This is a genomic window from Streptomyces sp. WM6386, assembly GCF_000972385.1.
Classification (GTDB): Bacteria; Actinomycetota; Actinomycetes; order Streptomycetales; family Streptomycetaceae; genus Streptomyces.
Map to the genome: position 1 here is coordinate 1 of NZ_JXTE01000103.1, position 19,752 is coordinate 19,752.

A 19,752-nucleotide genomic window follows, 5' to 3' on the forward strand; every position below is an offset into this window, starting at 1 on the left:
AGCCCCGCCAGCACGTCCCCGCTCCCCGCCGTGGCCAGCCACGCGGTCCCTGTCGGGTTCACCCGCACCGCCCCGCCCCCGGAGTCCGCGACCAACGTCGTCGACCCCTTGAGCAGCACCGTCGCCCCGTACCGCCCCGCCAACTCCCGTACGGACTCCAGCCGGGCCTCCTCGACCGACTCCCGCGTCACCCCCAGCAACGCCGCCGCCTCCCCGGCATGCGGCGTCATCAGAGTCGGCGCGCGGCGCTCCCGCACGGCACCGACGTCCGCCAGCCGCAGCCCGTCCGCGTCGACCAGCACCGGCACATCAGCGGCCAGCACCTCCGCCACGCTCGCCGCGTCGTCCCCCGCCCCGGGTCCGACGACCCACGCCTGGACCCGCCCCGCCCGCTTCGGCCCCTGGTCCGACACCAGCGTCTCGGGAAAGCGGGCGATGACGGCGTCGCCGGCGGGACCGACGTACCGCACGGCCCCCGCACCGCCCCGCAGCGCGCCCGCCACGGCGAGCACGGCCGCGCCCGGGTACCGGGCGGAGCCGGCGGCGATCCCGACGACCCCTCGCCGGTACTTGTCGCTCTCCCCCGTCGGCACCGGCAGCAGCCGGGCCACATCCGCGTGCTGCAACGCCTCCAGCTCCGCGTCGAGGGGCAGCGCCAGCCCGATGTCCACCAGCCGCACGGACCCGGCGTACTCCCGGGCCGGGTCCACCAGCAATCCCGGCTTGTGCGTGCCGAAGGTGACGGTCAGGTCGGCGCGGATCGCGGCCCCGCGTACCTCCGCCGTGTCGGCATCGACGCCACTGGGCAGGTCGACGGCGACGACAGCGGCGCGCGACGCCTCGACCACCGAGGCGAGCCGGGCCGCGTCCGGCCGCAGTCCGCCCTTCCCGCCGATCCCGACGATGCCGTCGAGGACGAGGTCGGCCCGCGCGATCAGGTCCTCGGCTCCTTCGACGCCCACCACCGCGCCCCCCGCCCGCCGCAACGCCGTGAGCCCTGCGGCATGGGCCCGCTCCGGCGCGAGCAGCACCGCGGTGACCCCGGCGCCCCGCCGTGCGAGCCGGGCCCCGGCGAACAGGGCGTCCCCGCCGTTGTCACCGCTGCCCACCAGCAGCACGACCCGGCTGCCGTACACCCGCCCCAGCAGGTCCGCGCAGGCGGCGGCGAGTCCGGCGGCCGCCCGCTGCATCAAGGCTCCCTCCGGCAGCCGTGCCATGAGCTCCCGCTCGGCCGCCCTGACCGTCTCCACGCTGTACGCAGTACGCATGGGTCCGAGTCTCCCCCGAGCGTGACGTACCTCGCCGCAGCCATTGACGCTTTACCGCGCCTTTGCCAAACTCCCCCTCCCCCCAGCGTGAATCGATTCAGTCGAATTGATTCGACCAACAGGACGGACCCCCCATGGGACGCAGAGCCGCACTGATCGCCGGCACCGCAGCCGCCGCCCTCATGACCGCGGGCATCACCGCCACCACCGCTCCCCAGGCCGCCGCCGCAGCCTGCGGCGAGGGCTCCTACCAGGCCGAAGCCGTACTGAACGGCGGCACCTGGACGGCCCGCCGCGGCGGCACGACGGTCTACACCGGCACGGACCTCCGCGCCGCCGCCCAGGCAGCGGTCAACAGCCTGACGTCGGGCCGCACGGCGAAGGAACGGGTCGTCGTACGCGGCTCGGGCTCGATGTCGGCCGGCTCCCGCATCTCCCTGCCCAGCTACACGACCCTCGACGTCTGCGGCACCATCGACGTCACCGGCACGGGCAGCGGCGACCAGGCCCCCGTCTACTCCCGCGGCACCCGCGACATCGAGGTCCAGCACCTGAACCTCACCGGCAGCCCGCTCTACGGCGTCTTCCTGCGCAATGTCCAGAACGCGACCCTCGGCCGGCTCGACATGCGCCTGTCGGCGGGCCTGGGCGTACGCATCGACAACCGCGGCGACACCTCGCAATGGACGCGGAACGTCCGCATCGACAACGCGTACGTGTCCGGCGCGTCGAGCCACGCGGTGGAGACCTACGGCGTGGACGGCCTGACCATCGGCACGGTGACCGCGCGCAACGTCGGCGAGTCCGGGCTCCTCCTCAACCAGACGATCAACGCGACGGTGACCAAGGTCGACGCGGAGAACGCCGGCACCGGCACGGGTTACGCCGCCTTCCGCATGGCCAACCGCAACGGCCGGGTAGGGAGCTCGTACCCCACCAACATCCGCGTCGGCGAGGTGATCGCACGGGGCGGCGGCAGGGGCGTCTTCTGCGTCTCGGAGAGCGGCGGGGCGGTCATCGACAGGGTCACGCTCACGAACACCGGCAACAACTCGGTCCTGATCGAGAACTGCTACAACGTCAGCCTCGCCGCGCAGAGCGGCACGATCACCGGCGGCGGCGAACTGCGCCTCGCGGCCCGCTCGGAGTTCCCCGACAACGACAACATCACCGTCCAGAACCTCACGGTGACGAACTCGTCGATCCGCGAGAGCCCTTGCGGCACGAACACGACGTTCCGCAACATCACCCGCGTCAACACCACCCAGACCATCTGCTAGCCGCGGTCCGTCTCGACGGGTGGACTCCGCCTGGGGCCCTGAGCGGGTCGGGTGAATTCCTCTACGGTTCGGCAACGCCCTGAAGGGGCGCGGGGCCGTATCCATATGCGGCTCCGCCGCGGGGCGCGACCAGCCACGACGGCGCCCCGGACGGCCGACGGCGCATCGCGGCACTTCCCGCGGAGCGCTCAGCCCTCCGCCACCACCACGGCGGAGGCCACCCCCGCGTCATGGCTGAGCGACACATGCCAGGACCGCACCCCGAGTTGCGCGGCCCGCGCCGCCACCGTCCCGGTGACCCGCAGCCTCGGCTGCCCGCTGTCCTCGACATACACCTCGGCATCGGTCCACTGCAGCCCGGCAGGCGCCCCGAGCGCCTTGGCCAGAGCCTCCTTGGCGGCGAACCGGGCGGCAAGCGAAGCGACCCCCCGCCGCTCCCCGCTGGGCAGCCACAACTCACTGTCGAGAAACAGCCGCCGCGCCATCCCGGGCGTGCGCTCCAACGACGCCGCGAACCGCTCGATCTCCGCCACGTCGATCCCGACACCGATGATGCTCATGCGCAGCACCTTACGGCGCCCCATGAAGGCGGGGGGGGGCCGGTGGTACTCCCCACCGGCGGCGAGGGCAGACGGGGTGAATGGCAGATCTGTCCCACACGGGACACCAGCCACCTGCGCTTCTCCATCTGAGGGCGGAACAGATCTGCCGATCACCCCCACTGAGCCCCCTACTCCACCGTCACCGACTTGGCCAGGTTCCGGGGCTGGTCCACCTCGTTGCCCCGGGCCGTGGCCAGCTCGCACGCGAAGACCTGCAGCGGCACCGTCGCCACCAGCGGCTGCAGCAACGTGGGTGTGGCCGGGATGCGGATCAGATGGTCCGCGTACGGGACCACCGCCTCGTCCCCCTCCTCCGCGATCACGATCGTCCGCGCACCCCGGGCCCTGATCTCCTGGATGTTGGACACGATCTTGTCGTGCAGCACGGACCGGCCTCGCGGTGACGGCACGACCACCACCACGGGCAGGTCCTCCTCGATCAGCGCGATCGGACCGTGCTTCAGCTCGCCCGCCGCGAAGCCCTCGGCGTGCATGTACGCGAGTTCCTTCAGCTTCAACGCCCCCTCCAGCGCCACCGGATACCCCACGTGCCGCCCGAGGAAGAGGACCGTGTTCTTCGAGGCCAACGACCTGGCCAGCGCGCGTACCGGCTCCATGGTCTCCAGCACCCGCTCCACCTCGCCGGAGATCTGCGACAGGTCCCGGACGACGTCGGAGATCTCGTCGCCCCACTTGGTGCCCCGCACCTGGCCCAGGTACAGGGCCACCAGGTAGCACGCCACCAACTGCGTCAGGAACGCCTTCGTCGACGCGACCGCCACCTCCGGCCCCGCGTGCGTGTACAGCACCGCGTCCGACTCACGGGGGATCGTGGAACCGTTGGTGTTGCAGATCGCCAGCACCTTCGAGCCCTGCTCCCGCGCATGCCGCAGCGCCATCAGCGTGTCCATGGTCTCCCCGGACTGCGAGATGGCGATCACCAGGGACCGTGCCCCCAGGATCGGGTCCCGGTACCGGAACTCGCTCGCCAGCTCCACCTCGCAGGGGATCCGGGTCCAGTGCTCGATGGCGTACTTGGCGATCAGCCCCGCGTGGAAGGCCGTACCGCACGCCACGATCACCACCTTGTCCACCTCGCGCAGCTCGGACGCGCTGATCCGCACCTCGTCCAGCGTGAGGGAACCGGCCGCGTCGATACGGCCCAGGAGGGTGTCCGCGACCGCCTTCGGCTGCTCGGCGATCTCCTTGAGCATGAAGTAGTCGTAGCCGCCCTTCTCCGCGGCGGACGCGTCCCAGTCCACGTGGTACGACCTGCCCTCCGCCGGACGGCCGTCGAAGCCCGTCACCGTCACCCCGTCCCGGCGCACCTCCACCACCTGGTCCTGGCCCAGCTCGATCGCGGAGCGCGTGTGGGCGATGAACGCGGCGACATCGGAGGCCAGGAATGCCTCCCCCTCCCCCACGCCCACCACCAACGGCGAGTTGCGCCGCGCCCCCACCACCACGTCCGGCTCGTCCGCGTGCACCGCGACCAGGGTGAACGCGCCGTCCAGCCGCCGGCACACCAGCCGCATCGCCTCCGCGAGGTGGCCCGTCACGGAGAACTCCTCCGCCAGGAGATGCGCGACGGCCTCCGTGTCCGTCTCGGACGACAGCAGATGCCCGCGCTCCGCCAGCTCGGCACGCAGCGCGGCGAAGTTCTCGATGATCCCGTTGTGGACGACCGAGACCCGGCCCGCGTTGTCCAGATGGGGATGCGCGTTCGTGTCCGTCGGGCCGCCGTGTGTGGCCCACCGGGTGTGGCCGATGCCCGTCCCGCCCGTGGGCAGGGGCCGGTCCACCAGTTCCTTCTCGAGATTGACGAGCTTGCCCGCCTTCTTCGCGGCCGCCAGCCCCCCGTCCGCCAGCACGGCGACGCCCGCCGAGTCGTACCCCCGGTACTCCAGCCGTTTCAGCCCGGCCATCACGACTTCGAGTGCCGACTGCGACCCCACGTAACCCACGATTCCGCACATGCGCCGCAGCCTAAAGGCGAAACCTCGCCCGAACAGCGTCCGAACCGGCCTCCGCCTGCCCGAAATCGGAAATCTCCACGGCCTAAGAGCCCCCCGCCGCTCTCCGGGGGACCGCCGCGTGACGGACCCCACCCGCCATCGCGTTCAAACTCCGTTAACAATGGACTGTGATCTCTCCGGTCTCCTCGATGCCCCGGAGCGCCCACCGGCACAAGCCGGAGGCGACTCCCTACGTCGACCTCACCCGTGCCGAGTGGAGCGCGCTGCGTCACAAGACGCCGCTGCCGCTCACCGCCGAGGAGGTCGAGAAACTGCGCGGTCTGGGCGATGTCATCGACCTCGACGAGGTGCGCGACATCTATCTGCCGCTGTCACGGCTCCTCAATCTCTACATCGGCGCCACGGACGGCCTCAGAGGGGCGCTGAACACCTTCCTCGGCGAACAGGGCGCCCAGTCCGGGACCCCCTTCGTCATAGGGGTCGCGGGCTCGGTGGCCGGCGGCAAGTCCACGGTCGCCCGACTCCTGCAGGCCCTGCTCTCCCGCTGGCCCGAGCACCCGCGCGTGGAGCGCGTGACGACGGACGGCTTCCTGCTGCCGACCAAGGAGTTGCAGGCCCGCGGTCTGATGTCGAGGAAGGGGTTCCCCGAGTCGTACGACCGGCGGGCGCTGACCCGTTTCGTCGCCGACATCAAGGCGGGCAAGGACGAGGTGACGGCCCCCGTCTACTCCCACCTCATCTACGACATCGTCCCCGGCGAGAAGCTCGTCGTGCGCCGCCCGGACATCCTGATCGTCGAGGGTCTCAACGTCCTGCAGCCCGCCCTCCCCGGCAAGGACGGCCGCACCCGCGTCGGCCTCGCCGACTACTTCGACTTCAGTGTGTACATCGACGCCGGCCCCGAGGACGTCGAGCGCTGGTACCTCAACCGCTTCAAGAAGCTGCGGCAGACGGCCTTCCAGAACCCCGACTCCTACTTCCGCAAGTGGACGCAGGTGTCGGAGGAGGAGGCCCTCGACTACGCCCGCACCCAGTGGCGCACCATCAACAAGCCCAATCTGATCGAGAACATCGCCCCCACCCGCGGTCGCGCCACACTCGTCGTCCGCAAGGGCCCCGACCACAAGGTCCAACGCCTGCGTCTGCGCAAGCTGTGAACTCCCCGGCCGGGCCTGTGGCCTGTTAGAAAGGCGTCATGCTGCATCTGCGCCTGATCACCCCGGCCGAGAAGACCGACGGCGTGGTCCGGCTGATCGAGAAGACGGTCGGCACCACGCACCTGGTCGTGCTGCCGGGCGCCGCCCGCAACCCCGCCGGGGACGTCGTGATGTGCGACGTCGCCCGCGAGGCCGGCGACGAACTCATCGGCGCACTACGCCAGTCGGGCCTCGACGAGACCGGCTCCATCGCCGTCGAGAACATCGACCTGTCGCTCTCCAAGCGCGCCGACAAGGCCGAGGAGGAGGCACCGGGCGAGGGCGCGGACGCGGTCCTGTGGGAGCACCTGGCGGACGCGACGCATGAGGAGTCGACGCTCTCCATCACCTACATCGCCTTCATCACGCTGGCCACGATGATCGCCGCCTGCGGTGTGGTCCTCGACAACGCCATCCTGATCGTGGGCGCGATGGCGGTGGGCCCGGAGTTCGGCCCCCTGGCCGCGTTCAGCACGGCGATCGTCCAACGCCACCCCAAGCTGGCGCTGCGCTCACTGATCGCGCTGCTGGTGGGCTTCGCGGTGGCCATGCTGGTGACGGTCGGCTTCAGCTACTTCATGGACTCCGTGAGCCTCTTCAGCGCCGAGCAGTTGGATGCCACGCGCCCCAACACCAACTTCATCTACCGGCCCGACTGGTTCTCCTTCGTCGTGGCCGTCCTCGCCGGCTGCGCGGGCACCCTGTCCCTGACCTCGGCCAAGTCCGGCGCCCTGGTCGGCGTCGCGATCTCGGTGACCACAGTCCCGGCGGCCGCGAACGCCGCCGTCGCCTTCAGCTTCAACGAGTACAAGCAGGCCTGGGGTTCAACGGAGCAGCTCCTGCTGAACCTCCTGGGCATCGTCCTGGCAGGCACAACCACCCTGCTCTTCCAGAAGTGGCTCTGGCGCAAACCCACCTAGGGGCGCGGGGAACTGCGCGACCAGCCACGACGAACGCGAAAGCCCGCCACGCACAGAACCCCCCACCCCGAACCCGGCGTCCTAGCCGAGCGCCGACTTCACCGCATCGGCCAACCGCCCAGCCACCGACCGAGCCTGATCAATATCCGCGGCCTCGACCATCACCCGCACAAGCGGCTCGGTCCCGGACGGCCGCAACAACACCCGCCCAGTCTCACCGAGTTCCCGCTCCGCCTCGGCAACCGCCGCGGCCAGCTCACCCGAGGTCCCCACCCGCGCCCGATCCACGTCCGGCACATTGATGAGCACCTGGGGCAGCCGCTCCATCACCGACGCGAGCTCCCGCAACGACCGCCCGGTGGCCGCGACCCGAGCCGCGAGCATGAGCCCCGTCAGCGTCCCGTCACCGGTCGTGGCGTGATCCAGAATGATGACGTGCCCGGACTGCTCGCCACCGAGCGCGTACCCGTGCTCCTTCATCGCCTCCAGCACATACCGGTCGCCCACCGCCGTCTGGATGAGGCGAATCCCCTCGCGCTCCATCGCCAGCTTGAACCCGAGGTTCGACATGACGGTCGCGACGACGGTGTCCGCCCGAAGCGCGGAGCGTTCCCGCATCGCCAGCGCGATGACGGCCATGATCTGGTCGCCGTCCACCTCGTCACCGGTGTGGTCCACGGCGAGGCAGCGGTCGGCGTCCCCGTCGTGCGCGATGCCGAAGTCGGCCCCGTGCTCCACGACGGCGGCCTTCAGCAGACCGAGGTGGGTCGAGCCGCACCCGTCGTTGATGTTGAGCCCGTCCGGCGACGCACCGATCGTGATCACTTCGGCCCCGGCCCGCGTGAACGCCTCCGGCGAGACCCGCGCGGCGGCACCGTGCGCCTCGTCGAGGACGATCTTCAGGCCTTCGAGCCGGTTCGGGAGGACGCCGATGAGATGGGCGACGTACTGGTCGAAGCCCTCCAGGTACTCACGGACGCGCCCCACGCCCGCACCCGTCGGCCGGTCCCAGGGCTCGCCGTGCCGGTGGGACTCGTAGACCGATTCGATCCGCTCCTCCAGCTCGTCGTCGAGCTTGTGCCCGCCGCGGGCGAGGAACTTGATGCCGTTGTCGGGCATGGCGTTGTGGCTGGCGGACAGCATGACGCCGAGGTCGGCACCGAGGGCGCCGGTGAGATACGCCACGGCCGGTGTCGGCAGCACGCCGACCCGCAGGACGTCGACACCCGCGCTCGCGAGGCCCGCGACCACGGCGGCCTCCAGGAACTCCCCGGACGCGCGCGGATCCCGTCCGACCACCGCCGTCGCCCGGTGGCCCTCGAAGGTACCCGCCTCGGCCAGTACGTGGGCCGCCGCTACCGACAGACCCAGGGCCATCTCGGCCGTCAGGTCCGCGTTGGCGACGCCGCGCACGCCGTCCGTGCCGAAGAGTCGTCCCACTTGTCCTCCTGAAAGAGCGCTGCCATTCGGAGATCATCCGATCGCACAAGCCTTAGAACGTCTTGTGCCGTTATACGCCTAAGGCTGTGATAAACGAACGCCCCGGCGGCACTGTGGCGTGCCGCCGGGGCGTTCGGACGTACTGCTGACGTGCGAGTACGAGCTGCAGGCAGCGAAGCTTAACGCTTGCTGTACTGCGGGGCCTTGCGGGCCTTCTTGAGACCGGCCTTCTTTCGCTCGACCGCACGGTCGTCGCGGCGGAGGAAGCCGGCCTTCTTGAGGGCGCCGCGGTTGTTGTCCACGTCGGCCTCGTTCAGCGCGCGGGCCACGCCGAGGCGCAGGGCGCCGGCCTGGCCGGAGACACCGCCACCCGCGATGCGGGCGATGACGTCGTAGCGGCCGTCGAGCTCGAGCACCTTGAAGGGCTCGTTGACTTCCTGCTGGTGCACCTTGTTGGGGAAGTAGTCCTCAAGGGTGCGCCCGTTGATCTTCCACTTGCCGGTGCCCGGGACGATCCGGACGCGGGCGATGGCGTTCTTGCGACGGCCCAGGCCGGCGGCCGGCTGCGGGTCGCCGAAGCGGCCGGCGAGGGACTCCGAGGTGTACTCGCCCTCGACGGGGACCTCGGACTCGGTGGTGTAGCTCTCCATGTCGACGAGCTCGGTCTCGGTCTCTTCGACCGGCTGCTCAACGGTGGTCTCGGCCACGGTTCTCCTCAGATCTTTTCTGTTTAGGGGTGTGGCCGGAACTACTGCGCGACCTGGGTGATCTCGAACGGCACCGGCTGCTGGGCAGCGTGGGGGTGCTGGTCGCCCGAGTAGACCTTCAGCTTCGAGAGCATCTGACGGCCCAGGGTGTTCTTGGGGATCATGCCCTTGATGGCCTTCTCGACGGCCTTCTCGGGGTTCTTCGCCAGCAGCTCGTCGTAACGGACGGAGCGCAGACCACCCGGGTACCCGGAGTGGCGGTACGCCAGCTTCTGGGTCTTCTTGTTGCCGGACAGGTGAACCTTGTCGGCGTTGATGATGATGACGAAGTCGCCCATGTCCATGTGCGGGGCATAGGTCGGCTTGTGCTTGCCACGGAGGAGGTTCGCGGCAGTGGTAGCCAGACGGCCCAGGACGATGTCCTGAGCGTCAATGACGTGCCACTGGCGAGTCACATCGCCGGGCTTGGGGCTGTACGTACGCACTTCGCAGCCTTCTTCTTCAGTGGATGGGTGCTGACACATGGCATCACTGAAGCGATCGTGCAGCTGGGGACGACAGTGCCGGGAACGTTGCCCGTATGCCGCCCACTGGTAACTGCTCCAGGGAACCTACGTAAGGGCCTCTCGCCTGAGAGCGACCAGGCCAATACGCATAACAAGCGGCAAGACTACTCGCGCTGCCCCGGACGGGTCAAAACGAGTACGCGCATCGTCCCCTCCCGCCCCCCGTCTAAGATGCGCCCCATGAGCTTTGGGCAGCAGGGGGGACCCCCGTCCCAGTGGGATCCCTGGAAACCGAATTCCCAGCAGCCGTGGGACGGCAGCAGCGACGGCCCGACCCCGGACTGGGCCGCGCTCGCCGAGGCGTCGGAGACCCGTAACAAACGCCGCAGGCTGCTTTTCATCGGCGGTGGCGCCCTCGCCACCGTGGCGATAGGCACCGCCGTGGCCGTGGCCGTGGTGTCGGCGAACGGGGACAGTGAGGCGTCCACCGCATCCTCGCTGCCGGCGACCGCGGACATCCCGAGCCAGTCCGCCACGGCCCCGTCCTTCGCGCCGACCAGCGCCCCGCCGCCGCTGGACCCGAAGGAGTTCGTCTCCAGCAAGAGCAAGGACACCGCCCCGATCGGCGCGGACATCCTCTTCCCGGGCACGCAGCTGACCATGGGCGAGACGGTCTACAAGAAGGGCCCGACGGCCGACACCAAGAACTGCGCCTCGGTAGCCCAGGGCACCCTGCCGAAGATCTTCAAGGCCAACGACTGCACACGGCTGATGCGGGTGACGTACGTCAAGGACGGCGTCGCGGTGACAGTCGGCGTGGCCGTCTTCGACACCGAGGCACAGGCGACCAAGGTCAAGACCCAGGCCGACGACAAGAGCGTCGTGCGGTCCCTGTCCGGCAGCGGTGTGAAGTCCTTCTGCGACTCCGCGGTCTGCCGTACGACGACCAACTCCTACGGCCGTTACGCCTACTTCACGACCGCCGGCTTCACCAACGGCAAGAACGTCACGGAGAAGAGCACCCAGGTCTTCTCCACCGGCGACGACCTGGCCGAGTTCACCTTCCGCCAGATCCGCCGCCGCGGCGAGGCCCAGGCGTCGGCCGCCGCCGACGAGTAGCGAGCGCGTCGATCCGCCGGCCCCCGGGGGCCGGCGGATCCCGGTTCAGCTCCGCCGGTTGCGCATGCGCAGCCGCAGCGGCACCAGCGCCGACTCGATCTGCGTCGAGAGGTTCATCTTGGAGACGCCTTCGGTGCGCTCCTCGAAGCGGATCGGGATCTCGACGGCGCTGTGCCCGGCCCGGACGGCCTTGAACTTCAGCTCGACCTGGAAGCTGTAGCCGGCGCTGTCCAGGGTCGCGAGATCCACGTCACGCAGCGTGGCGGCCGACCACAGGTTGAAGCCGGCCGTGATGTCCCGGATCTTCGTGCCGAGCACGGTCCGGGCGTAGCGGTTGGCGAAGCGGGACAGCAGGACGCGGTGCCTGCCCCACTCCTCGTCCAGCGAGCCGCCCTCGACGTACCGGCTGCCGACGACCAGGCCGACGCCGGAGGCCACGGCCGTGCCGAGCATGCGTGGGACCGCTTCCACGGGGTGGCTGCCGTCGGCGTCCATCTGGACGACGTAGGCGGCACCCTCGTCCAGTGCGGCGGTCATGCCCGCGACGTAGGCGCGCCCGAGCCCGTCCTTCTCGGTCCGGTGCAGCACGCTCATCCGGCGGTGCCCGTCCCAGTTGTACTTCTCGGCGAGTTCCTCGGCGATCCGCCCGGTGCCGTCGGGGCTGGAGTCGTCGACGATCTTCAGATGCAGCCCGTCGATCGGCAGACCGAGGACGAGCTCGGCCATCCTGGGCAGGTTCGCCGCCTCGTTGTACGTCGGCATCACGATGGTGACCGGTACGCCGGCGTGTCTGTCGTTGGCCGTCATGTCTTTCCGTTCCCTCCCCTAGAGGCCCTGAAGGGGCCTCTCCTCAACCGGCGCGGGTCTGCCCAGCGCACGGAAGTGCCAGCCCGCCGCGGACCAGCGGTCCCCGTCGAGCGCCCCCCGGCCGTCCACGATCAGCGGACGGGCCACCAGCGACGCGGCCCGTTCCGGGTCGATCTCCCGGAACTGCGGCCACTCGGTCAGATGCAGCACGAGGTCGGCTCCCCTGAGCGCCTCCTCGGCCGACATCGCGTATCCGAGGAGCGGGAACGCCTTGCGGGCGTTGTCCAGCGCCTCGGGGTCGTAAACCGTGACGTCGGCGCCGTCCAGGCGCAGACGGGCGGCCACGTTGAGCGCGGGCGAGTCCCGGATGTCGTCCGAGTCCGGCTTGAACGCCGCGCCCAGTACGGCGATACGGGCCCCCAGCACCGCACCTCCGCACAGCTCCCGCGCCAGCTCGACAACCTTGTCGCGGCGGCGCATGTTGATCGCGTCCACCTCGCGCAGGAACGCCAGCGAGACCCCCAGCTCGTCGGCACGGTGCGCGAAGGCGCGGATGTCCTTGGGCAGACAGCCACCGCCGAAGCCGACGCCGGCCCGCAGGAACTTCTTCCCGATCCGGTCGTCGTGGCCGATCGCCTCGGCGAGGACGCCGACGTCGCCGCCCGCCGCCTCACAGAGCTCGGCCATCGCGTTGATGAAGGAGATCTTGGTGGCGAGGAAGGCGTTGGCGGCCGTCTTGACCAGTTCGGCGGTCGGGAAGTCGGCGGTGACCAGCGGGGTGCCGGCCTCCAGCACAGGCTCGTACACCTTGCGGAGGATCGTTTCCGCATGTGCGGATCGGACACCGATGACCAGCCGGTCGGGCCGCAGCGTGTCCTGGACGGCGAAGCCCTCCCGCAGGAACTCCGGGTTCCACGCGACCTCGACGCCCAGCGTCCCGGCGAGCCGCTCCGCCGTGCCCACCGGCACGGTCGACTTGCCGACCAGCAGCGAGTCCTCGGCCGCGTGCTCGGCGATCGCCGCGAAAGCAGCGTCGACATAGGTGAGGTCGGCGCCCTCGGAGCCCTTGCGCTGCGGGGTGCCGACACACACGAAGTGCACCTCGCCGAAGGCCCCGGCCTCCGTGTAGTCGGTGGTGAACCTCAGTCGCCCGGTCGCCGTGTGCTTCCGGATCAGCTCGGGCAGCCCGGGCTCGTGGAACGGCACCTGGCCGGCCCGCAGCGCGGCGATCTTGTCCGGGTCGACGTCGACGCCGACCACCTCATGACCGAGCTCCGCCATGCAGGCGGCGTGGGTGGCACCGAGGTAGCCGGTGCCGATGACGGTGAGCCGCATGGTTTACGGCCTTTCGTGAATACAGGGGTGAAGAAGAACAGAGGTGAGCGACCGGCTCAGGACGTCTTCGTCCAGATCTGGTACTGGCCGGTGCCGCCCGAGCTGAGCTTGAACGGGATCTTGCCGACCAGGCGGTAGTGCCCGCTCTTGGTCACCTGCTGCGCCAGGTACTTGTCGAGGTCCGGCGTCGCGACGCCGTCCAGCACGATCAGATCGAAGTAGCCGGCCTCGATGGCGAGCCGGTACCCCTCCCTGCCGTGGTGGATCTTGCCCTTCTTGTCCGAGTAGCCGATGCCGTACGTCGACGTCCACTGGTCGTGGTTGGTCTTGTCCCGCAGGTAGTAGACGGGCACCTCGTAGGTGGCGCCGAGGTACTTGGCCTTGGGCTTCATGTACGGCTCGATGGCCTTGACGAGCGGCGTGGAGTCGGGCCACAGCCCGAACCGCCACTCGGACTGCGAGACGCCGAGGCACAGCGCGGTGACCCAGATCAGGATGCCCAGCTGCGGATAGCGGAAGTGCTTGCCGACCAGCCGGATCACACCGACGCCGGCTATCGGGGCGGCGAAGAGCAGCCCGAAGTCGAGGTGCTTGTAGAGCGAGACCGAGGTGCTGAGATGGATCTGGTACGCCGGAGCCAGCAGCGCGGTGCCGGCCAGCACCAGGCCCAGCAGGGCACGCCAGCGCCAGCCCGGTCCGCCCAGGCCGTGCGAGCGCGGGGACTCGTTCATCCGGCCGCGCAGCGCGTAGGCGACGGCGCCGGCGACGGCGGCGGCGAACATCAGCCCGCCCCACTCCACCGACTTCGCCACCAGGGACATCGCGGTCTCGGTGCCGTGGGCACGGTTGGTGGTGGTCGCCTTCACACCGGCGAGCACATCGGTGTACATCAGGCCGACACCGGCCAGCGCGGCCGTACCGAGGCCGAGCAGGAACGCGCGTAGCAGACAACGCCAGCCCTTGTGGTGCCAGGCCGTGAGCGCGGCGAGCACTACGAGGGTGGGCAGGTACAGCGCGGACGCGTACTTCACCGCGACCGCCAGGACGATCACCGGAGCCGCGAGCAGCACAAGGGCCGCGGGCGCCCGGTTGGTGCGGACGACGATCCAGGTGGCCAGGGCCAGCAGGAAGATCGCCGGAGCGTCGTAGGTGGCGAACCAGCCGAGCACGATGGTCGGCTGCGTGACCGCGAAGAGCGCGGCGGCGACCAGCGCCACCCGCTCGTTGAACATGCGCCGGCTGAAGGAGTACAGCAGCGCGGTCGCGCCCAGCATGCACAGCAGGCTCAGCGCCCGGGCGCCGGAGAGCCCGAACCAGCCGTCGACGACGGCCGCGGCGACCGGATAGAGGATCGGCGACCCGGAGAAGTACGACTCGTACCCGCTGTGCAGCGGGGTGCCGTTCATCCAGTGGTCGATGATGTTGTGGCCCGCCGCCAGGTAGAGGGCCTCGTCCTGGAAGGCGGTGTTGGTCAGCCGCAGCGACAGCACCGTCTGGATCAGCAGGATGACCAGCAGGACACCGCGGCTGACCCACGCCCGCCGCTTGCTCGGGGTGTCGTCCCAGCCCGCGTCCGGCGTCTCGGGGATGTGGTATCCGGGCTCGTCGTCCGGCACCTGCTGGTACTCGACCGTGCGCAGGGCGTACGTCGGCTGGTCGTCGTAGCCGCTCTGCGGCTGCTCGGGGATGCCGGCCTGGTACGGCTGTTGTGGCTGCTGCTCCTGGTACGGGTACTGCGCGTTGTCGTAACCGTGCGTCTGCTGCTGGTACTGCTGCTGCGAGGCCCGGCCGTCGGAGTTGAACCAACCGCCCTCGTCCTCGGCGTACGGATCGTAGGGCTGCGGCGTGTAGTGATCGTGTCGGGAGGTCATCACGGCTTCCGTACGTCGAAGCCGAAACGGTCGTCCGCGGCCAGCTGCTTGAACTCCTTCAGTGCCAGCGGGCTCGCCTCCAACCGCCAGTCGGCACGCTTCTTGTGGTTGAACCAGATAAAGCCGAGCAAGTTGTCGTCGGCCTCCACGCCCGCGAACAGGTTGCGGATGTCGGCCCGTCGCCGCTCACCCGCCATGGCCGCGGTCTCCAGGAGGAGCATCGGCTTCTTGGTGAAGGTGCGGATCTGGTCGATGGTGGGACCGAAGACGCTGTCGAAGGCGTTGTCGTCGTCGATCGTCCAGTAGCCGATCAGCCCGACCCAGTCGACGTAGGCGTCGCCCGGGTAGTACGGCTCGAGCTTGACGCTCTTGACCGGGTTGATGATGTTGGGCGACCAGGCCCAGATCACGTTCGAGGCGCCGGCGTCGATGAAGGTCTGGTGGATGTGCCGCCAGGCGGCCACGTACTGCTTGGGGGTCGTGTGCTTGGTCCCCCACTTCTCCCAGTGGCCGTTGAACTCGTCGGCGAAGTCGATCACGACGGGGAGATTCAGCTTCCGCACGGCCGTGGCGTACTTCTTGATGTACGCGTCCGACTTGCCGTCCGCGATGTCCGCGACGCTGGTGTCGAAGGGCTCCCAGGACATCAGCGTCATGGCGCCCTCCTTCCACGCCTTGCGCACACCGCTGGCGTCGAAGCCGTCGCCCCAGGCGGCGTAGTACTCGATGAGGTTCGGCTGCTTGCCGGTCATCTCGGTGTACGCGTCGACGCCCTTCATGGAGGTCGGCGCGCCCGCCACGGCGGCCCCGTAGTACTTCTTCCTCGGCTTGATCAGCGGAACGACGTCGTAGGGAACGTCCGACTCCGCGCTCTGCGACGGATCGGCATCCCCCTTTGCCTGTCCGGCAGGTGAGCCGTTGTTCGAGTCGTCGAGCACAGAGCAGCCGCTGAGGGCCAGCGCGGTGAGCAGGACGGCGGTCAGTGCGGTGCGCGTGCGGGTGCGAAGCTGCATCAGACGGCCTCCTTCTCACGCGGCTGGACCAGCACGCGGGCCACCACGAGGGCGTAGAAGAGCCCGGAGGACAGGATCAGGGCGAAGTTCGGGGCGTCCATGGTGAACGTCCGGTACACGGCGCCGACCACCCAGATCAGGGCGGTGCCGCCGCTCCAGACCCACATGCCGATCCAGAAGCGGCGGGTCTTGTTCTTCTTGGCTCCGGAGGATCCGGTGGGCTGCCAGCCCATGCGGTTCTTGCGCAGGATGTCCCAGATGGCGAAGACGTGCGCCCAGCCGTACATCATGCGGGCGGCCCAGGCCTCCAGCCGGTAGGGCGCCTTGTGCCACATCGGGAAGACGATCGTGGTGTAGATGATGCTGGGCGCCACCATGAGCAGATGCTCGACCTGGAGCTTGTCCGGCATCATCACCAGCAGCACGATGGGGATGACCGGCGCGGCGAAGGTGAACAGCGCCGTGTGGATGTAGTAGAAGAACCCGGACATGTAGCACAGCCGGCTGGAGAGCTTGATCTTGCGCTCCCAGAACTTCTTGCTGGCGAGCAGGCTCATCGATCCGGAGCACCAGCGGTACTGCTGGTTGAAGAAGGCGCCGGCGGTGTCCGGGCACACTCCGGTGGAGACGGCGACCGGCACATAACGCAGGTCCCAGCCCAGACCCCGCAGGTCGAAGCCGGTGTGCACGTCCTCGGAGTGCTCGATCAGCGTCGTACCGCCGTTGGTCTCCAGCGCGGCCCGCCGGTACACGGCACAGGAGCCGACGCAGATCGCGCCGTCGCTGCCCTGCCGGGAGACCTGCACGGACCGGTAGAACAGCTCCTGCACGGCGCCGGCGCCACGCTCGATCCAGTTCTGCGAGTCCAGCACCCGGAAGTACTGCGGGGACTGGACGATGCCGATGCCCGGGTCGGACTCCATGTACGGCAGCAGCTCTTGGAGCAGGTCGGCGCGCGGGGTGAAGTCGGCGTCCAGGATGAGGATGTACTTGCCGTCGGACTGCCCGAACCCGAAGTGCAGGTTGCCGGCCTTCTTGAACCAGCCGCGGTTCTCGCGGGTGCCGTAGCGGAACCCGAAGTCCCGGGCCATCGCCTCCAGCTGGGGGTCGGCGCCGTCGTCGAGGACGAACGGGACGCAGACGCCCGGATAGTGGTCGGCCATGTCCCGGACGTGGCGCCAGGTGTTGTGCAGCACCTCGATGGGCTCACCGCACACCGGCAGGAACACATCGACCGTGGGATAGACCTCGGGCCGCCAGTTGTGGACCAGCCGCTTGTGGTACGCGATGTCGAAGTCCCTGGTGAAACCATTCACCCGGAGCGATATCAGGTAGTAGATGACCGTGAAGACCAGCAGCGGTGTGTAGATCCACAGCACCGGCGTGGACTTCGCCAGCTCGAACTGGCTGACCACCAGGCAGCAGAAGCTGATCAGCGAACTGATCGTCAGAATCCACAGGTTCCGCCGGGCATAGGAGTACTTCTCCTTGTCCGTCGGCGGCAGCGGCAGCAGCCCCAGTGGAGCGCTCCCACTACGCCCAGCCCTACGCCGCCCGCTGTTCTGGCGCGCGTTACGACGCCCCCCGGTCCGTACCGGACCCACTGAACTCATAAAAAAGAAACCACCCATGGGCCCCACCGGCCCGTCGACCCCCACCCGTACTCGGCCGCCCCTGTCGAACCAATGGCCGAGCTGCGAAAGATTATCCGAGTTATGTAGATGACGTAAGAGTCGAGTGGAGGCATACGCCGGGTAAGATGCGACATGTCCGCTATCTGCGGCGAAATGAGCGGTAACTAACAGGTTTCACAACGGGACGACCCGGGCAACGAGCGCCGATTGCGCGCCTCCTTGTTCCGCGCGGCCAGCAATTCGTCGGCCGGATAGCCGACTTCTTCGAGCGTCAGCCCATGCGGCCGTACGACATGCACGGCGGAATCCCTGACCCCCGCGGCCAGCACCTTCCCCGGCCACTCCGGCCCGCGGTGCCCGTCCCCCACGAACAGCAGCGCCCCGATCAGCGAGCGCACCATGTTGTGGCAGAAGGCATCGGCCCGGACCGTGGCGGTGATGATCCCGTCCTCGCCTCGCACCAGGCTCAGCTCCTGAAGCGTACGAATGGTGGTCGCGCCCTCCCGCTTCTTGCAGTAGGCGGCGAAGTCGTGCTCCCCGAGGAGCCGCCCGGCGGCCTCGTTCATCGCATCGACGTCGAGCGGCCAGTCGTGCCACAGGACATGGCTCCGCAGCAGCGGGTCCACACCCCCGGGGTTGTCGGTGACGCGATAGGCATACCGCCGCCAAACAGCGGAGAACCGGGCATTGAAGCCGCTGGGCGCCTCACGCAGGGCCCACACCCGTACGTCCTTCGACAGCCGCCCGGCGAGCCGCTTCAGCAACTTCTCGTGATGCTCGCCCCAGACCTCCCGAGGCAGATCGACATGCACGACCTGCCCCCGCGCATGCACCCCGGCATCGGTCCGCCCCGCCACGGTCAGCTCGTACGTCTCCTGGGACCGGGTCACCGTACGCAGCGCGTCCTCGACCTCCCCCTGCACGGTCCGCCGCCCCCCGGCCTGCTTGGCCCACCCGGAGAACGCGGTCCCGTCGTAGGACAGGTCAAGGCGAATACGAACATGCCCGGCCGCTACTTCATCACTCACACAGAGATCCTCTCAGGAACACAAAGCGGGCCCGCTCCTGGAAAAGGAACGGGCCCGCAAACGCCCTTCAGGGGCGCGGGGAACTGCGCGAACAACCACGACGAAGTCGCAGCCGCCAACAAACAGAACCCGGCAGACGCTTAGGCGTCCTTGGCGTCCTCGGCGGGAGCCTCCGCCTCGTCGGCCTTGGTCGTGTCGACCTTGGTCTCCTCGGCAACCGGAGCAGCCTCGGCGTCCTTCGCGGCACGCTGGGTGGCGGCCTCGGCCTCACCCGTCGCCTGCTGCGCGACCGTCAGCGCCTCGACCAGCTCGATGACAGCCATGGGCGCGTTGTCGCCACGACGGTTACCGATCTTGGTGATGCGGGTGTAGCCACCGGGACGGTTCTCGTAGCGCGGGCCGATCTCGGTGAAAAGCGTGTGGACGATGCTCTTGTCCGTGATCACCTGGAGCACCTGACGGCGGTTGTGAAGGTCGCCCTTCTTCGCCTTGGTGACCAGACGCTCGGCGTACGGGCGCAGCTTGCGCGCCTTCGCCTCGGTGGTGGTGATACGGCCGTGCTCGAAGAGGCTCTTCGCGAGGTTCGCGAGGAGGAGCTTCTCGTGCGCGGCGCTGCCGCCCAGACGGGCACCCTTGGTGGGCTTCGGCATTTCTTTCTCCTTGGTCTGCCCCGGCCGTATCAGGTACCGGGGTCAGGAACCCGGTGAGCGGATGCTCACCGGCAACGACCGATCAGTACTGCTCGGTCTCCACAAAACCCGCGTCCGCGTCGTCGTCGGCACCGAAGGCGTCGGCGGCGGCGGTCGGGTCGAATCCGGGCGGGCTGTCCTTGAGGGCCAGGCCCATGCCGGCCAGCTTCGCCTTGACCTCGTCGATGGACTTCGCACCGAAGTTACGAATGTCCAGGAGGTCGGCCTCGGAGCGGGCGACGAGCTCACCCACGGAGTGGATGCCCTCACGCTTGAGGCAGTTGTACGACCGAACGGTGAGCTCCAGCTCCTCGATCGGCAGCGCCAGATCAGCGGCAAGGGCGGCGTCCGTGGGGGACGG

The 19,752-nt window shown here is 69.1% G+C and carries 18 protein-coding genes; 4 read left to right on the top strand and 14 right to left on the bottom strand.

Annotated elements, in window-relative coordinates:
* Positions 1-1,268, bottom strand: a 1,268-nt coding sequence (locus tag TN53_RS37750) for an NAD(P)H-hydrate epimerase (RefSeq protein ID WP_046263361.1), incomplete at its 3' end; no start/stop codon positions are given.
* 134 nt (positions 1,269-1,402) lie between these two features.
* Here TN53_RS37750 and TN53_RS37755 point away from each other — a divergent pair.
* Complete coding sequence (locus TN53_RS37755; RefSeq protein ID WP_046263362.1) at positions 1,403-2,548, top strand: hypothetical protein; 1,146 nt, start codon at positions 1,403-1,405, stop codon at positions 2,546-2,548.
* 188 nt (positions 2,549-2,736) lie between these two features.
* Here the strand turns inward: TN53_RS37755 and TN53_RS37760 are convergent, their stop codons facing one another.
* Both TN53_RS37760 and glmS read right to left on the bottom strand, forming a co-directional pair.
* Positions 2,737-3,108, bottom strand: coding sequence for a holo-ACP synthase (locus TN53_RS37760; RefSeq protein ID WP_046263375.1), 372 nt, complete (start codon positions 3,106-3,108; stop codon positions 2,737-2,739).
* A 170-nt stretch (positions 3,109-3,278) separates the two neighbouring features.
* Positions 3,279-5,126 (bottom strand): glutamine--fructose-6-phosphate transaminase (isomerizing), encoded by a 1,848-nt coding sequence (gene glmS / locus TN53_RS37765; protein ID WP_046263363.1) that lies wholly within the window; start codon positions 5,124-5,126, stop codon positions 3,279-3,281.
* Positions 5,127-5,314: 188 nt separating this feature from the next.
* Between glmS and coaA the strand changes: the two genes are divergently transcribed.
* Both coaA and TN53_RS37775 read left to right on the top strand, forming a co-directional pair.
* Entirely contained in the window at positions 5,315-6,283 is a 969-nt protein-coding gene (gene coaA / locus TN53_RS37770; protein WP_046263364.1) for a type I pantothenate kinase, read from the top strand.
* A 38-nt stretch (positions 6,284-6,321) separates the two neighbouring features.
* Positions 6,322-7,242: a DUF389 domain-containing protein gene (locus TN53_RS37775; RefSeq protein WP_046263365.1), complete on the top strand. Its 921-nt coding sequence runs from the start codon at positions 6,322-6,324 to the stop codon at positions 7,240-7,242.
* Positions 7,243-7,323: 81 nt separating this feature from the next.
* Here TN53_RS37775 and glmM read toward each other — a convergent pair whose 3' ends face one another.
* From glmM to rplM, 3 genes are all read right to left on the bottom strand, one after another.
* Positions 7,324-8,682: a phosphoglucosamine mutase gene (glmM, locus tag TN53_RS37780; protein WP_046263366.1), complete on the bottom strand. Its 1,359-nt coding sequence runs from the start codon at positions 8,680-8,682 to the stop codon at positions 7,324-7,326.
* Positions 8,683-8,861: 179 nt separating this feature from the next.
* Positions 8,862-9,389 (bottom strand): 30S ribosomal protein S9, encoded by a 528-nt coding sequence (gene rpsI / locus TN53_RS37785; RefSeq protein WP_046263367.1) that lies wholly within the window; start codon positions 9,387-9,389, stop codon positions 8,862-8,864.
* A 41-nt stretch (positions 9,390-9,430) separates the two neighbouring features.
* The gene (rplM, locus tag TN53_RS37790) at positions 9,431-9,874 is read right to left on the bottom strand and encodes a 50S ribosomal protein L13 (protein ID WP_045559465.1); all 444 of its coding nucleotides are present in this window, start codon (positions 9,872-9,874) and stop codon (positions 9,431-9,433) included.
* A 261-nt stretch (positions 9,875-10,135) separates the two neighbouring features.
* Here rplM and TN53_RS37795 point away from each other — a divergent pair, with 261 nt between their 5' ends.
* The gene (locus tag TN53_RS37795; RefSeq protein ID WP_046263376.1) at positions 10,136-11,014 is read left to right on the top strand and encodes a hypothetical protein; all 879 of its coding nucleotides are present in this window, start codon (positions 10,136-10,138) and stop codon (positions 11,012-11,014) included.
* 45 nt (positions 11,015-11,059) lie between these two features.
* Here the strand turns inward: TN53_RS37795 and TN53_RS37800 are convergent, their stop codons facing one another.
* The 8 genes from TN53_RS37800 to TN53_RS37835 form a co-directional block, all read right to left on the bottom strand.
* Positions 11,060-11,821, bottom strand: a complete 762-nt coding sequence (locus TN53_RS37800) for a polyprenol monophosphomannose synthase (protein ID WP_046263368.1) — start codon at positions 11,819-11,821, stop codon at positions 11,060-11,062.
* 18 nt (positions 11,822-11,839) lie between these two features.
* Positions 11,840-13,156 (bottom strand): UDP-glucose dehydrogenase family protein, encoded by a 1,317-nt coding sequence (locus TN53_RS37805; protein WP_046263369.1) that lies wholly within the window; start codon positions 13,154-13,156, stop codon positions 11,840-11,842.
* Between the two features lie 56 nt (positions 13,157-13,212).
* Positions 13,213-15,027: an ArnT family glycosyltransferase gene (locus TN53_RS37810; RefSeq protein ID WP_046263370.1), complete on the bottom strand. Its 1,815-nt coding sequence runs from the start codon at positions 15,025-15,027 to the stop codon at positions 13,213-13,215.
* Positions 15,027-16,040, bottom strand: coding sequence for a glycoside hydrolase family 26 protein (locus TN53_RS37815; RefSeq protein ID WP_046263371.1), 1,014 nt, complete (start codon positions 16,038-16,040; stop codon positions 15,027-15,029). Before TN53_RS37815 ends, TN53_RS37810 begins: the two co-directional genes overlap by 1 nt.
* Positions 16,040-17,455 carry a glycosyltransferase family 2 protein gene (locus TN53_RS37820; RefSeq protein WP_046263372.1) on the bottom strand — a complete coding sequence of 472 codons (1,416 nt, stop codon included), beginning with the start codon at positions 17,453-17,455 and terminating at the stop codon, positions 16,040-16,042. Before TN53_RS37820 ends, TN53_RS37815 begins: the two co-directional genes overlap by 1 nt.
* Before the next feature lie 383 nt (positions 17,456-17,838).
* Positions 17,839-18,702 (bottom strand): tRNA pseudouridine(38-40) synthase TruA, encoded by an 864-nt coding sequence (gene truA / locus TN53_RS37825; RefSeq protein ID WP_046263373.1) that lies wholly within the window; start codon positions 18,700-18,702, stop codon positions 17,839-17,841.
* A 140-nt stretch (positions 18,703-18,842) separates the two neighbouring features.
* Positions 18,843-19,352 (bottom strand): 50S ribosomal protein L17, encoded by a 510-nt coding sequence (gene rplQ, locus TN53_RS37830; protein ID WP_046263374.1) that lies wholly within the window; start codon positions 19,350-19,352, stop codon positions 18,843-18,845.
* Positions 19,353-19,434: 82 nt separating this feature from the next.
* Positions 19,435-19,752: DNA-directed RNA polymerase subunit alpha C-terminal domain-containing protein (locus TN53_RS37835; RefSeq protein ID WP_030173928.1), on the bottom strand; the 318-nt coding region annotated here is incomplete at its 5' end.

Coding starts and splice junctions, on each gene's coding strand:
- rplQ (WP_046263374.1), bottom strand. CDS start 19,352: ATGCCGAAGCCCACCAAGGGTGCCCGTCTGGGCGGCAGCGCCGCGCAC.
- TN53_RS37805 (WP_046263369.1), bottom strand. CDS start 13,156: ATGCGGCTCACCGTCATCGGCACCGGCTACCTCGGTGCCACCCACGCC.
- TN53_RS37815 (WP_046263371.1), bottom strand. CDS start 16,040: ATGCAGCTTCGCACCCGCACGCGCACCGCACTGACCGCCGTCCTGCTC.
- TN53_RS37795 (WP_046263376.1), top strand. CDS start 10,136: ATGAGCTTTGGGCAGCAGGGGGGACCCCCGTCCCAGTGGGATCCCTGG.
- TN53_RS37800 (WP_046263368.1), bottom strand. CDS start 11,821: ATGACGGCCAACGACAGACACGCCGGCGTACCGGTCACCATCGTGATG.
- glmS (WP_046263363.1), bottom strand. CDS start 5,126: ATGTGCGGAATCGTGGGTTACGTGGGGTCGCAGTCGGCACTCGAAGTC.
- TN53_RS37810 (WP_046263370.1), bottom strand. CDS start 15,027: ATGACCTCCCGACACGATCACTACACGCCGCAGCCCTACGATCCGTAC.
- TN53_RS37755 (WP_046263362.1), top strand. CDS start 1,403: ATGGGACGCAGAGCCGCACTGATCGCCGGCACCGCAGCCGCCGCCCTC.
- coaA (WP_046263364.1), top strand. CDS start 5,315: ATGCCCCGGAGCGCCCACCGGCACAAGCCGGAGGCGACTCCCTACGTC.
- TN53_RS37775 (WP_046263365.1), top strand. CDS start 6,322: ATGCTGCATCTGCGCCTGATCACCCCGGCCGAGAAGACCGACGGCGTG.
- TN53_RS37760 (WP_046263375.1), bottom strand. CDS start 3,108: ATGAGCATCATCGGTGTCGGGATCGACGTGGCGGAGATCGAGCGGTTC.